The sequence below is a fragment of the Flavobacterium oncorhynchi genome, from assembly GCF_002217355.1.
GTDB classification, from domain to species: Bacteria; Bacteroidota; Bacteroidia; order Flavobacteriales; family Flavobacteriaceae; genus Flavobacterium; species Flavobacterium oncorhynchi.
The window spans coordinates 228,565-243,631 of record NZ_MUHA01000003.1; the positions used below are offsets into that span (position 1 = coordinate 228,565).

Here is a 15,067-nt window from a genome sequence, read left to right on the forward strand (position 1 = left end):
TATATATATTATTATAGAATTACAAGTTTTTCGTATTTTTCTGCTTTTTTATTTGTTAAATTAGATCGAACGGTAAGTTTGTAAATGTAAACTCCTTTTCCAATTCGATCGCCAAAATCATCTTTGCCATCCCATGTTATTTCTCTGGATAAAAAGCCTTCTGTGGTAATAATTTGGTTTTTTGTCCAAACTACTTTTCCTGTTATTGTCATTACCTGAACCTGAACATCCAACGGCTCATAAGGTCTGTTGTGAGAAAACCAGAATTGAGTATAAGTTGAAAATGGATTGGGGTAATTAAGAACGTGTGTTAGTGTTAATGCATCGTCGCCAACAACTATAAATTGTATTTCGCTTGTTACAGGATTGTTGTAAACATCCCACGCGGTGAAACTAATTGTGTGCAGACCTGGAGCTAAATTTCGCAAAGGAAAACGTAGATTTCCGTTTGTATAGTCGTCTAATTTTGTTTGGTAGTAATCGTTCAAAATATATTGATTGTTTACATCTCCATCCAAAATGGCAATTATATCATGACCAATTCCGCCGGCAGTGTTGATGCCGTTTTCGTCTTCTAAGAATGCTAAAAGAAAGGGAGAATCGTTTGTGATTCCGCCAGATACAAAAGTCTCATCGTTCATATATAACTTAACTTTTGGACTTATATTGTCTTGCGGTGCATTTTCGTTTATACCGCCAATTTTAATGATAGATGTACTGCCGGTTTGGTTTTCGAGTGCTTGATTTTTCTTTGAATAAAAACTAATTCGACCATTGTCAACAGGTATTCTAATGTCTCTTGGTACAACAAAACTAAATTCAAATTGACCGTTAGTTACAGATGCATTTCCTCTAAATATTGTTTCTCCAAGAGTTTTGAATGAAATTGCAGGGCTGTATCCGTCATTGTTTAATGTTGAAGCTGTAATCATTTTGTCAAAAATGGCAGTTGAAAGTTCTCCATTGTAATTACTTAAAATAATATTGTTTTCGTCTGTTACTTCACCGGTGATTTTGATTTTTGCTAATGATTTAAAATCAGGAATTGGCTGCGAAATCGCAATATCATTTACTTTGGTTAAATTAATTTTAGGTTTTGGGATAGCGAGCATTAATGCAGGATCGCCTATGTATACGATAATATTGCTGGAGGCACTTGGGTTTTCGTTTTTTGAAATCCGCAGTGATTCGGCAATGCTGTTATATTGATTGGAGCTGTAGGAAAGAAGGTTTTTACTTAAATTGTCGTTGAAATTTTCGGCATTAAACTGACCTATCGCTCTAGTGGTTGTGAGCATTGAGATGGCTCCGCCTTTTGGGTTCCAAAAAGTATATTCGCCAGCAGTTGGTCTTGTCGGGTCGTCAAATCTTGAAAATTCGCAGGTTATTGTGATAAAAAGCGGGTATTTGTATTGATTGTTTAGGTTTTGTCCGTCGGACTTTTCCCAGATTCGTTCACTTGCTAAGCCGTCTTCTCCTCCGTGTCCTAGATAATTAAAAACTAAAGCTCCTTTTTCAAAAGCGTTAAAAAAATCAGTTCTAGCTTTTGGGTAGCGTGATCCGCCGGCAGAAGCTTCTTGTGTGTAAGAGTCTAAAATGATTTTGTCGATATTGAAAAAAGGTTTTTCTGCAGCAATTACATCTGCTAAATTGTTTTGGCGATTTTGTAAAGAAGCGTCAGAACTTTGGTCGGAATCATCGCTTATTAAAACGAAGTTGTTTCTCCAGTTTCCATAAGATTTTGTGTCGTGATATTCAAGTACTTTGTTGACCATTTCTTGCGCTTGAACATTGTCGGAAACTAACATTCGGCCAACGGCAATGTCAATTCCTCCAAAAGGATAACCGACAATTCCTTCGTTGGAATCCATTAAGCCATAAAAATCATCAGAAGCAAATGATGCTTCGCCAGTTGTGTTGCTTATTGGTGATTGATAAATAGGTACAATATTGGTGTTGTTTGGAATTCTATTTTTGTAATCATAAGAAGCATCGCCAAATAGGTTTACGTATTTTATTCTTTTTTCTGGAGATGATGCGTTGTCGTAGATGTATTTAATGCAGTTTCTAATCGCTGCAATGTCTTGTTTGCCTGATGAAAATTCCTGATAGATATTTTCAAGCGTAATAACTTTTGCATTTAAGTTTGAATTTGTGCGATGAAAAACGGCTAATTTTTCTGCTTGTGAGGTTAATGATTTTGGGGTTATAATTGCGTAATCAATATCTTGGAAGCTATTTTGATTGTTTTTAAAAAGTGTTCCTTTTAAGTTTTGATTTGCAATTTTAGATTGATTTTCTTTTAAAGGAGTGTAATAATCTGCAGCATCAAGTGCAATATATTTTCTAACTTCTCCAAGGTTTGCTTTGAAGCTGAAAACAACTTGATTTGGATTTTCAAATTTCGATATATTATATAGGTCTGTAATATCCCAAATTTGAGAAATTGTCGAAGCGTTTCCAATAGTATAATTTACAATTCCAATTGTCGAGCCGGCAGCGTTATATTGAAACTTGAATTGTTTGTTTGTGCCAAGAAGTTTTCTTTTTGCTGTTAAATTGATATAGTCAAGAAAGCCTTTTGAGCCCGGTACTCCATTGTTATTATAGGTAAGTTTTATTTTTATGTTTTCTGTACCAGAAAATGTTGTATTTGCAGGTAATTTTTGTGTTAGATATTTGATTTCGGAACTTGTTGAAAGGCTGCTGAAGTTTATAGTTCCAATGTTTTGACCATTTGCAGAAATAACAAAGGAAGTAGGGGTAAAGGCTGCCGAGGCTGCATTTAGTTCAATTTTTACTGGTGAAGATGTCTCAATGTTTGGAAAGTTAAAAGAAAACTCTTGTTCCTGATTGATGTCAAATGCTTCTCCAAGCCATTGCCTTCCTAAATGAACAAGATTGGTTTGGTCTACTTCATGAAACTGATAGTCATCAAACGTATTGAGTTCTAAAGTACTGATTCCTGATGGCTGACTTGCATTTGGGATTCTTTTGCCTTCTCCTCCGGAACTGGTAATATAATAGTATGATTTTGTATCGTACAGATTTAAGTTTGTTTGGCTTTCAGTGTTCCAGTTTTCTACACCCTCTGCATAGAAAAGAATGTAATCTTCGTTGTTGAAAATACCGTCATTTTCTCCAATAATTTGGATTGCATTTTCGGTTAGGTCCTCGGGGTAATAAATGTTGTTTGATAAAGGAAGCATTTGTCCGCCATTACCGTAGATTTTTATTCTTTTTGGATCTTCTTTTCCGGGATCAAAACCTAAGCTTTGCAAAAAAGATTTTGAAATTTTGTAAACTCCTGATTTTTCAACATAAAAACGATACCAATCGCCAGAAGCTAATACGGAATTTATGATAGAATTTGATTTTTGAAAAGCTGTTGAATTGCTGTTTTTTGAAGCAGTGTTTGTAATGAAATAAGAAAATGATCGCAGACGTTTGAAATTATTTCCTTCCTTTATAATAGGGTATAGAAACAGAAAGGCTTGTTTCGTGTCTCTAGCACTTGTGCTTTTTAACGATTCGTTAAGTTTATCTGGGATGTTTTCAGGGTTTAAGTCGCCTAAATCGGCTTTTGAAATTGGTTCGTAAATGGTATTTGTAATTTGTACAGAAGAATTATTTGAAATGTTTGACTGATTTAGATTGAGCAGGAGCGTTAAGTTTTTTTTAGTAATGTCGTAACGAAAAGTATTTCCTGAAAAGTAAGGAATTATGGTTTTAAAGTCGCCGTAATTCATCTCCTTTTTGGTTTGCCAATCAAGTGTCAAGCTCCCATTTATCTGAGCGAATGAGAGAATTGGAAGCAATAGAAAGTATACTATTAGAAACTGTTTCATTATCTGAAAAAGCAAAATTTAATTTAAAAAAAATTAGTAGGTAAAAATATAGTATTTCATGTTACAGTAAATAATAAAAAGTATATTTTTGCGTTCGTAACTATAGGTTATTTTCTGGTAAAAAACAGCTAAATAAAATTATTAGAACGGATGTTGCTAATTAAATGTTAATTATTATATTGCAGCACCTAAATTTATCACCTAAGAATGAGTATGAAAGTAAACAAAATTGTAGTCTTGCAATTAATGATGTCAATGGTATTGATGTTGGGCACGGCTAGTTGTAGCAAAAAATCGAGTTCCACTCACGCTTCGAGAGCAACTGGCTGGGATGTAGATAGTCAGAATGGAACTGCTGCTAGAAATGCAGGAAAAAAACAACAGGCAGGACCTGGTTTAGTTTTTGTTGAAGGAGGTACATTTACTATGGGTAAAGTACAAGATGATGTTATGCACGATTGGAATAACACACCTACTCAGCAACACGTTCAGTCTTTCTATATGGATGAAACTGAAGTTACCAATGGTATGTACTTAGAATACCTTGAGTGGTTGAAAAAAGTTTTCCCTCCAACAGAAGAAAATTACAAGAATATTTACGAAGGAGCTTCACCTGATACTTTAGTATGGAGAAATCGTTTGGGGTATAACGAAACGATGACAAATAACTATTTAAGACACCCATCATATGCAAACTACCCAGTAGTTGGTGTAAACTGGATTCAAGCTGTTGAATTTAGTAAATGGAGAACTGACCGTGTAAACGAAGCAGTTTTAGAGAAAAATGGTTACCTTCAAAAAGGAGCTAAAACTAGTGATGTTACTGCTGAAAATGCATTTAATACTGAAGGGTATTTAATGTCTCCTAGTACTTCACGCGGTGGAAGCGAAGAAATTGTTATCAAGAAAAATCCAAACGGAAAACGACCAAAAGCTGGAAAAGATGGCGTAGTTCCTGAAGAGAAAAATGTATACGCACAACGTTCTTCTGGAATCATTTTACCAGAATACAGACTTCCTACTGAAGCTGAGTGGGAATATGCCGCTGCAGCTGATGTTGGACAAAGAGAATATAACATTTACAAAGGACAAAAGAAATATCCTTGGTCTGGTGATTACACTCGTTCAGCGAAACGTAAAAATAGAGGTGATCAGTTAGCTAACTTTAAACAAGGAAACGGTGATTACGGTGGAATTGCAGGTTGGTCTGATGATGGTGCAGATATTACAAACTCTGTAAAAAGTTATGCTCCAAACGATTTCGGTTTATACGATATGGCAGGAAACGTTGCAGAATGGGTTGCCGATGTTTACAGACCAATTATTGATAATGAAGCAAATGATTTTAACTACTATAGAGGAAATCAATATGCTAAAAACAAAATTGGTAAAGACGGTAAAGTTGAAATCGTTACAACTGCTACTATTAAATATGACACATTAAGCAATGGAAAAGTAATTGCGAGAAATCTTCCAGGAGAAATCGCTCAGGTTCCAGTTGATGAGCAAGAAACATATTTAAGACAAAACTTCAGTACAAGTAATAATATCAATTACAGAGATGGTGATAAACAATCTTCAAGATATTTTGACTTTGGAGATTCTGAATCAGGATCAAAAGCTGACCAGGCAATGTACAATTCTCCTAAACATAACGTAACAACGGACAGTTTAGGTAAAATGATTAGAAAATATGATAACTCTAGTAAACGTACTACTTTAATTGATGATAAAGTTAGAGTTTACAAAGGAGGTTCTTGGAGAGATAGAGCATATTGGTTAGATCCAGCTCAAAGAAGATATTTTCCTCAAGATATGGCAACAGATTACATCGGATTTAGATGTGCTATGTCAAGAGTAGGTGCAAAATCAGAAAGAAAAAAATCACCTAGAAATTAAGTTTTAGAAATTTCAATATAAAAAATTCCAAATTCCAAAAGCTGAATATTTCAGTATGGAATTTGGAATTTTTTTATTGTTTTTTTCTATTTTTATGGTCTATTAAATAAAAAATTAAATGAATATTCAGGACATTCATAATTTGTTTTTACAATGTAAATCAGTTTCAATTGACACAAGGAAAATTGAAAAAGAATCAATGTTTTTTGCCATTAAAGGAGAGAATTTTGATGCCAATACTTTTACTCAAAAAGCACTCGATTTAGGAGCGTTATTTGTTATTATTGACAACGAATCTTATTTGATCGATGAACGAACTATCCTTGTGAAAAACAGCTTGGAAACCTTGCAGGAGCTTGCAAAATATCATAGAACCTATTTGAAATTGCCTATTATAGCTCTTACCGGAAGTAATGGAAAAACCACTACCAAAGAGCTGATAAATGTTGTATTGTCTAAGAAGTTTAAAACAAAAGCAACAATTGGTAATTTAAATAATCATATTGGAGTTCCGCTGACACTTTTGTCTTTTACAAGAGAAACTGAAATTGGAATTGTTGAAATGGGAGCCAATCATAAAAAAGAAATTGAGTTTTTATGTGAAATAGCTCAGCCAGATTATGGTTATATTACAAATTTTGGTAAAGCGCATTTAGAAGGTTTTGGCGGCGTCGAAGGAGTTATACAAGGAAAAAGCGAGATGTATCAATATTTGGCAAAAAATAACAAACTTGTTTTTGTAAATCTTGAAGATCCTATTCAAATCGAAAAATCACAAGGAATAAAAGCATTCACTTTTGGAGTGAATAAAGAGAATGCAGATTTGAAGATTAAAAATATTACGGCGAATCCTTTTGTGATTGTTACTTATGATCATTTTGTTGTTGAGTCTCATTTAATAGGTCTGTACAATGCAAATAATATAAATGCAGCTGTAACTATTGGTAAATATTTTGAGGTCGACGATAAGGCAGTAAAAGAAGCTATTGAGAATTATATTCCTGAAAACAACAGATCACAGTTGTTGAAAAAAGGTTCAAATGAGATTATTTTAGATGCCTACAATGCAAATCCAAGCAGTATGGCAGTTGCGATTGCAAACTTTGTACAATTAGAAAACAAAGGAAAAATAATGATTCTTGGCGATATGTTTGAGCTAGGTCATGAAAGTCAAAAAGAACATAAAATAATAGTAGATTCTTTGACAGGAGAAAACGAATGTTTAAGTTATTTGATTGGAAAATCATTTTACGAACATAAAATTTTGAGTGACACGATCAAATTTTTTGAATCATTTGATTCGTTTGCAGATTATCTAAAAACAATTCAGTTCAATAATAATACGATTTTAATTAAAGGCTCAAGAGGAATGGCTCTTGAACGTACATTAGAATATATCTTATAATAAAAAGCCATTCGTTATTTCGAATGGCTTTTTCAATTTAAATACTCATTAAAAAACCTATTAGTTTTTCTTTTTTATTCAGTCCCAGTTTTTTCCTTAAACGGTATCGGGCTAATTCTACACCTCCAGTCGAAATATTCATAATTTCGGCTATTTCTTTGGTGGACATATTCATCAATAAATAAGTAGATAAATCCAGTTCTCGAGGTGAAATTGTTGGATATTTTTCCTTCAGACGCTTTAAAAACTCAAAATGAACATTCTTAATGTGTTTTTCTAAATCCTTCCAGCTTTTATCTGTGTTTACTTCTTTTACAATGCTCTTATTAAGTTTACTGACTTGAAATTTTGTAGAATCATCTAAAGCTTCAACATCTATTTCTTTTAATTTATGGATGATTCCATTTAGAATTTTGTTTTTCTTTACTACCTGCAAAGAGTTGTTAACTAGTTCTTTATCTTTTGCCAAAATTTTAATTTGCAGTTTGTCATTTTTTAATTTCTCGATTTCTTTTTCCAAGTCATATTGCTCTTGCCTGATCCTCGATTCTTTTTCAAGATAAAGACGTCGCTGTTCAATAGTTTCATAATACTTGTTTTTTCTTATTTTCATTTTAATTCTATCCGAAATAAAATAAATCGCTATAATTAGGACTATAAAATAAAGCATGAAAGCTAAAAAATGTCTGTACCAAGGAGGAGAAATGGTAAAAGTAACAGCCGATGGATCAGATTGAATTCCGTAACTGTTTCGAACCTTAACCCTCATTGTGTAATCTCCTTCTCGTAAGTTTGTGTACTCTTTAAATGATATCACAGACCAATTACTCCATTTGTCATCAAAAGGCTCTAGCTGATACGAAAACTGGACATTCTCTAGATTCTCATAAGTTGGCGATGAAAAGGTAAAACGAACATTATTTGAAACGTAAGGTATACGAATATTTTCGATTCTAGTTTGATTGTTTCCAATTACAATAGTATCACCCGGAAATGAAAAACTTCGGATAAAAGCTTTAGGTTTAGTATTATGAGCACTTTGTAAGCTAAAATCATAATGAGCCAATCCATCGGTTAATCCAATAAAAATATTTTTAGAGTCGATCGTATTTACTGATAAATGGTTGCTCACTAAATTGCCAGTTAAGTTTGAAAAAGGAACAATACTATTACTGTAGTGATTTTTCTCTTTCATTAATACCCCCAATGACTCATCAAATGTATACCATAAATTTGATTGAGAATCTTCGCTTAAAGCGTTTATTACAGGTATATTTTTAAAGAGTGCTGTTATGTTTTTGTCTTCATAAAATAAGTCTTGCTCACTTGAGTATTTATAGAAATGATTATTAGTTTGAAAATAAATTTTTCCTCCAATTTTTTGAAGACTTCCTATGTTTTTAAACCTAGGGGTCAATTGATCAATTTTTTTAATGCTGGCAAATTTTGTTAAGTCTTCACTTAAGGCCATTCTATAAATAGATTCGTCTTTTTTAAGCCAGAAATATAATTGATCAAGTTCAAAACTATTTGATGATTTGTCAAATCCAGAAACTTGATTTTTGAATATTAATCCGCTCGCTGTTTTTTGAAAAATGGCAAAACCATCATAATTGGAACCAATAAAGAATCCCGGGTGACTAGGTATTTTTTTAAAACCAAAATAACCTCTAGAATCAATTACACGAGTTACTTTATCACCTTTAATAACGAGGGCGCCTCTGTTGTTTGCACATATTAATTCATTGTCAATTACCTGAACATTCCAAGATTGAGCCGTAGTTCCTTCAACCAATTTAAAAACATCTTCCTTAAAGCTGTTGTTCCAAGCATGATAAAAAACACCTTGATTGGTTGCTACATACAAATTTCCTTGAAAGATAACAGAAGCATATACCGTACTAATATCATAACTAAATCCGAAATAAGTAAAAGGAGAAGTTTCGTTAACAAAAGCAATTCCGTTATCCAGTCCAAGCCAAAGATTACTTTTATTATCTATAAATGAAGTTAAAACCGTATTGTTTTGTAATCCCTTTTTTCTATTAATATGTTGGATTATTTTGCCATTAAAATCGCAGATAATAATTCCGTCTAATACCGTATTCAGTACAATAAATTTGTTGTTGATAAGTACGGCACCTAATGAATTGTTCTTTTTAACAAAGCTGTTTGCTTCAGTGTTCCAAGGAACAATATTGTTGTTTTCGTAAAGGAACAAGCCTTTCTCAAGTGTAACAATCAGCATTTTATCTTTTGAAATAGAATGCATGGCCCAAATTTCGGTATCGTTCAAGCTTGTGGTATTTGGTAAAACATAAAGGTTACCATTTCTATATTCTAGGATTCCTTTTTCGACATCTTGAAAATAGAGTTTCCCATTAACAACAAATGAGAACTGAAACCTTTTTGGAGCTTTTAGTATGGTTAACTTATCATCTTTAAAAATATAGGCTCTGGCAAAAGATTGGAAAATAGTTTGATCACCAATAGAATGAATTTTCCAGACAAAATCGATGATTTTAATTTTGTTTTTATCCACTTTTTTAGCCAATGAAGTGTATTTAAGCCGCCCGTTATGATCAGGTTTAAAATACCCAAACTCATTATAACCTCCTACAAAGATTTTTCCTGATTTGTCAATTTTTAAACATCTAACAGAAGTTAAGTTTGGCAAAGGATATTTTCGCCATGTCGCTCCGTCAAATTGCAGCAAGCCATTATTATTAGCAAAATATAGATTTCCGTTTTTGTCTTGATCAATATTCCAGTTTTGGGTGCCGCCTTTGTATTCGTTTCGTTTGTAATTTCTGACATCTGGAAGGCCAATATTTTTCACCTGCGAAAAAATTGAGATTGTGAATAATGTAAAAAAAATGATATAAATGTATGGTTTCGTCAATTTGGTTGTTTTTTTGGTTTGTAAAGGAATAGATGTGTTAAAGTGCTTGTTTGTAGTGTTTTATATTTGTTTTTTGGGTACTATTACGATGTAGGGTAGTGTTTTTTTAATAAAAATAAGCAATCTTATAATAGTGTAGTGTTTATTTTTATAATTAACATTTTGATAACATCGTTTATTTTGGATTTAAATATTTGAAAATTAAATATTTATGTAAAATTTGATGTGTTTTTGTAATGTGTAAAAAATAAGTTTGATGTGTTTTTGTAAGGAATTCTAGTTGTTGATAGTAAAATATTAACATTATTATTGCATCAAATTACTAATTAATTAACCAAAATTTTTAGAAAAATGAAATTAACAAAATTACTTATTTTTTGTGTTTCGTCTTTGTTATTCTCGGTTATAGCGGTGGCTCAGGATGTCACAGTTAGTGGAATAATAAATGACGAAAGTGGAATGCCAGTTCCGGGTGCAACAATTGTACTAAAAGGTACAACTAAGTCAACCGCATCTGATTTTGATGGAAAATTTCAATTACAAGTACCTTCAAATGGAGTTTTGACAGTTACATTTATTGGATACACTACAGTTACTGAAGCTGTAAATGGTCGAACAAAAATTACAATTAAGTTATCACCAGAATCTCAATCCCTGAATGAAGTAGTGGTTGTAGGATATGGAACTCAAAAGAAATCAGTTGTTACTGGAGCAATCTCCAGTGTAAAAGCGGCAGATCTTGAAAAAGTTCCAAACGGAAGAGTCGAACAAACTCTGCAAGGTCGTGCAGCGGGTGTTTCTGTAGCTGCTGTTTCTGGACAACCTGGTGAAAAATCAAAGGTTCGTATTAGAGGTATAACTACTTTTAGAGAAGGAGGTAATGATCCGTTATGGGTTGTTGATGGTATTGCAGTAGATGCAAATGCGGTTGGTTTTATTAACCAAAGTGATATTGAATCTATAGAAGTTCTTAAAGACGCAGCTTCTGCGGCGATTTACGGTACTCGTGCTGCTACGGGAGTTATCTTAGTTACGACTAAAAAAGGAAAATCAGGAAAAATATCTGTAAACTATAATGGCTTTGCTGGAATTTCAACTCCTGCTAAACGATTAGATCTTCTTAACGCAGCACAATACGGTGCTCTTATGAACGAAAAATCAATGGCTGATGGAGGCCCAATTAAATATACAAATCCTGCTGCTTTAGGAAAAGGTACAGATTGGCAGGATGCTATTTTTAATGATTCAGCTTTTAGATATACACATGAATTAAGCATCAGCGGCGGAGGTGAAAGATCTACTTTTTATGCTTCGTTCGGAATACAAGATCAAGAGGGAATTGTGGCAACAGAAATTTCAAACTATACAAAGAAAAATTTCCGTTTAAATTCAACACACAAAATTTCTGATTACTTTACATTTGGACAAACTTTTGGTTATACACACCAAAAAACTAAAGGTCTTGATAATCCAAATACTGAATTTGGAGGGCCTTTAAGTTCTGCAATTAACTTAGACCCAATTACTCCACTTGTTGTTACTGATCCAGCAGTAGATGGTACAGGTTTTTATGCAAATCCAAATGTAGTTAGAGATGCAAACGGACGTCCTTACGGAATTTCGTCTTTAGTACAACAAGAAATGACCAATCCACTAGGTTTCATGCAAACTAGATTAGGAGCATTTAACTGGTCAGATGATTTTGTTGGAAACGCTTATTTAGAAGCTAATATTACCAGCCATTTAAAATTTAGAACTACACTTGGCGGTAAATTGGCTTATTGGGGGAAAGAAGGTTTTACACCGGTTTTTTTCCTAAATCCAAATATGAAAGCGGATAGAAACAACTACATGCAGGAAAACAGAAAATCATTTTCTTGGACTCTTGAAAATATCCTGACCTATTCTAACAAATTCGGTGATCATAATGTAAACATTCTTGCTGGACAAGGAGCTTATGTTGAAAACATTGGTGGTATGATTGGTGTAACTATGTTTGGTTTACCAATTACAAGCTACAAAGATGCTTCTTTCAATTTTGATATTCCACAAACAGACAGGGTTAATGCAGCTGAGGATTTTGTAGAGCACAAATTGGCATCGTTGTTTTTACGTGCTAACTATGATTTTAAAGAAAAATACCTTTTTACAGGAATTGTTCGCCGTGATGGGTCGACTCGTTTTGGTGAAAACAAAAAATTCGGAGTTTTCCCTTCATTCTCTTTAGGATGGGTAATTTCTAAAGAAGGATTCTGGAAAGAAAATAATGTAGTTAATTCTTTAAAACTGCGTGGAGGTTATGGAGTTGTTGGTAATGATAACATTAATGATTTCAAATATAGAGGTTTAGTTGTTGGAGGGTACAATTACTCTGTTGGAAATGAAGGTGCAATTACAACAGGATATGGGAACTCTACACTGCCTAATGCTGATTTAGGATGGGAAGAAACATCGCAAACAACAATTGGTCTTGACGCAAAACTTTTTAATGATTTTAATCTTTCTGTAGACTACTATAAAAAGAGAACAACGGGAATTTTAAGAGATGTTGTTATTCCTGGATATGTTGGAGTTGTTGATCCGCCTTCTGCAAATATTGCTGATATGAACAACAGTGGTTTTGAAATTGAATTAGGATACAAGAAAAGACTTGGAGAATTTAATTTAGGTGTAAACGGAAACTTTGCCTATTTAAAAAATGAAATCACTTACGTAGGATCATCTACAAACTATATTGTTGGAGATGCAAGTTTCCAGTCTATGGGACCAGTAACAAGAACACAAGTTGGGCACTCATTCAACGAATTTTATGGTTTCAAAACTGCAGGAATTTTTCAAAATGAAGCAGAAGTTGCAGCCTATAAAAATGCAAAAGGAGAGTTGATGCAGCCAAAAGCCAGACCGGGAGATTTCCGCTGGGTAGATTCAAATGGAGATGGTTCAATTACAGATGATGACAAACAGTTTTTAGGAACAAATATTCCTAAATATACATTTGGACTTACTTTAAATTTAGATTACAAAAACTTTGATTTTATGGCATTTGCGCAAGGAGCTGCTGGAAGCAAAATTTTTCAAGGTTTAAGAAGACTTGATGTTTTGAATGCAAACTATCAAACAAAAGCTTTAGACCGCTGGGTTGGAGAAGGAACTTCAAACGACTATCCTAGATTAACAAACGATGATCCAAATAAAAACTACAGTAATATGTCTAATTTTTATCTTGAAAATGGAAATTACGTGCGTTTGAAAATTGTTCAAGTTGGATACACAATGCCAACTAACTTATCATCTAAAATTGGTGCAGATAAAGTTCGTTTTTACTTAACAGGTGAAAATTTAATCACATTTACAAAATACAGCGGATACGATCCAGAAATTGGAGGTCAAGTATTTGGTGTAGATAAAGGAGTTTATCCACAAGCAAGATCTATTTTGTTTGGCGCGAATGTTCAATTTTAAAAAATTAAAGAATTATGAAAACTATAAAATTTAAATACATATATATTGCTATAGCAATGGCAGCTCTAGGAGGATCTTGCTCTGAGGATTTTGTCACCATTAACCCAGAAGGAAAATTTGATACAAGCACTTATTTTTCAAATGAGCAGCAATGTTATGCAGCCTTAATGGGAGTTTACGATCCGTTAAGAAAAAACACTGGAGGTTTTGAAAATTTAGTAGCAATGTTAAACGCTGGATCTGATGATTTTTATGCTGGAGGAGGTAGTGCAACAGATGGAAATGGAATTCAGAATTTCTCTACACACTCACTTACTTCAATCAGTGTTCCGGGGAGTTACTGGAATGACCACTATCAAGGTGTGTCTCGAGCTAATTTGTTGATCGAAAAACTTCCTGCAGCTACAATGGATAATGGTGTAAGAGCTAGATTTGCTGCAGAAGCAAAAGCATTACGTGCCCTGTACTATTTTAACTTGGTAAGATTGTTTAAAAACATTCCATTGGTTTTAGTACCTCTAAATACGCAGACTATTTACGATCCAGAACAAGTTACACCAGATGTAATTTATGCACAAATAGAAAAAGATTTAAAAGAAGCGATTACAGCTTTACCAAATAAAGTAACACCAGAGACTGAAGCGGGAAGACTTAATAAAGGCGCAGCTCAAGCCATATTAGGAAAAGTGCTTTTGTTTGAAGGTAAAAAAGCCGAAGCGGCCACTGTTCTTGCAGAAGTAAATGGAACGCCAGGCATTGAAAATCAATATGGAAATAAGTTACTGGATAAGTTTAGTGATTTATGGGACACTTCAAAGAAATTTAATGCAGAGTCACTTTTAGAAGTATCTCATACAAGTGCAGGTAATTCTGACTGGACATTTTGGGGAACTGGTAAAGATGAAGGAAACTCTCTAAACGTTATGGTTGGACCAAGAGGATATGTGTTGACAGAAGGTTCTACTGCGCCAGATCTTCCTTCCGGATGGGCTTTTAATGTGGCTACTCAAAAATTGTATAATGCAATGAAAGATGATCCTAGATTTGGAGCTACAATTTTAGATTTGAAAGCACTTAAAGCCGCTGGTCAAATCGACTATATTCCAGCTTATCAAGACACAGGCTATTTCTTGAATAAATACTTGCCAAGACAATCTGATGTTCGTACCGGAGGTGGTAATGCAGAGTTGAACTACAAACAAAACTCTTATATCATCAGACTTGCAGACACTTACTTAATGGAAGCAGAAGCTTTAGGATCTGGAGACAGAGCACAAAAATTACTTGATGCCGTTAGAAAAAGAGTTGGTTTAGGTTCTATACCTGTAACATTAGCGGCTATTAAAAATGAAAGAAGAATGGAATTAGCTGGTGAAGGTCATCGATTTTTTGATTTAGTTAGATGGGGAGATGCTCCAGCAGCATTAGCAGATAGAGGTTTTGATGCAGGTACAGATGAGATATTTCCAATTCCGTACACTGAACTTAACGGTACTAAATTGAAACAAAATCCTAATTATCAATAGTCGAAACTAATTAACCAAAAACAAA

Annotated in this window: 6 protein-coding genes; 4 read left to right on the forward strand and 2 right to left on the reverse strand. The window is 33.6% G+C overall.

What is annotated here, in order from left to right; translation table 11 throughout:
- Positions 1 to 11: 11 nt before the first annotated feature.
- On the reverse strand, positions 12 to 3,848 hold the full coding sequence (gene porU, locus B0A75_RS02080) for a type IX secretion system sortase PorU (protein WP_089052632.1): 3,837 nt from the start codon (positions 3,846 to 3,848) through the stop codon (positions 12 to 14).
- Between the two features lie 213 nt (positions 3,849 to 4,061).
- On the opposite strand from porU, the gene gldJ reads away from it, so the two are divergent.
- Together gldJ and B0A75_RS02090 are read left to right on the forward strand one after the other, a co-directional pair.
- Positions 4,062 to 5,747 carry a gliding motility lipoprotein GldJ gene (gldJ, locus tag B0A75_RS02085; RefSeq protein ID WP_089052633.1) on the forward strand — a complete coding sequence of 562 codons (1,686 nt, stop codon included), beginning with the start codon at positions 4,062 to 4,064 and terminating at the stop codon, positions 5,745 to 5,747.
- A gap of 118 nt (positions 5,748 to 5,865) precedes the next feature.
- Positions 5,866 to 7,152, forward strand: a complete 1,287-nt coding sequence (locus B0A75_RS02090; protein ID WP_089052634.1) for a UDP-N-acetylmuramoyl-tripeptide--D-alanyl-D-alanine ligase — start codon at positions 5,866 to 5,868, stop codon at positions 7,150 to 7,152.
- Between the two features lie 37 nt (positions 7,153 to 7,189).
- On the opposite strand, the gene B0A75_RS02095 is transcribed toward B0A75_RS02090, so the two are convergent.
- On the reverse strand, positions 7,190 to 9,991 hold the full coding sequence (locus B0A75_RS02095) for a helix-turn-helix and ligand-binding sensor domain-containing protein (protein WP_244284331.1): 2,802 nt from the start codon (positions 9,989 to 9,991) through the stop codon (positions 7,190 to 7,192).
- A gap of 414 nt (positions 9,992 to 10,405) precedes the next feature.
- Here B0A75_RS02095 and B0A75_RS02100 point away from each other — a divergent pair, with 414 nt between their 5' ends.
- A complete protein-coding gene (locus B0A75_RS02100; RefSeq protein ID WP_089052636.1) occupies positions 10,406 to 13,516 on the forward strand; it encodes a SusC/RagA family TonB-linked outer membrane protein in 3,111 nt (1,036 codons plus the stop codon).
- A gap of 14 nt (positions 13,517 to 13,530) precedes the next feature.
- Complete coding sequence (locus B0A75_RS02105; protein ID WP_089052637.1) at positions 13,531 to 15,042, forward strand: RagB/SusD family nutrient uptake outer membrane protein; 1,512 nt, start codon at positions 13,531 to 13,533, stop codon at positions 15,040 to 15,042.
- Positions 15,043 to 15,067 lie beyond the last annotated feature (25 nt).

Bases quoted from the DNA above. Each gene is read 5' to 3' on its own strand.
- porU (WP_089052632.1), bottom strand. From the start codon at position 3,848: ATGAAACAGTTTCTAATAGTATACTTTCTATTGCTTCCAATTCTCTCA.
- gldJ (WP_089052633.1), top strand. From the start codon at position 4,062: ATGAAAGTAAACAAAATTGTAGTCTTGCAATTAATGATGTCAATGGTA.
- B0A75_RS02090 (WP_089052634.1), top strand. From the start codon at position 5,866: ATGAATATTCAGGACATTCATAATTTGTTTTTACAATGTAAATCAGTT.
- B0A75_RS02100 (WP_089052636.1), top strand. From the start codon at position 10,406: ATGAAATTAACAAAATTACTTATTTTTTGTGTTTCGTCTTTGTTATTC.
- B0A75_RS02105 (WP_089052637.1), top strand. From the start codon at position 13,531: ATGAAAACTATAAAATTTAAATACATATATATTGCTATAGCAATGGCA.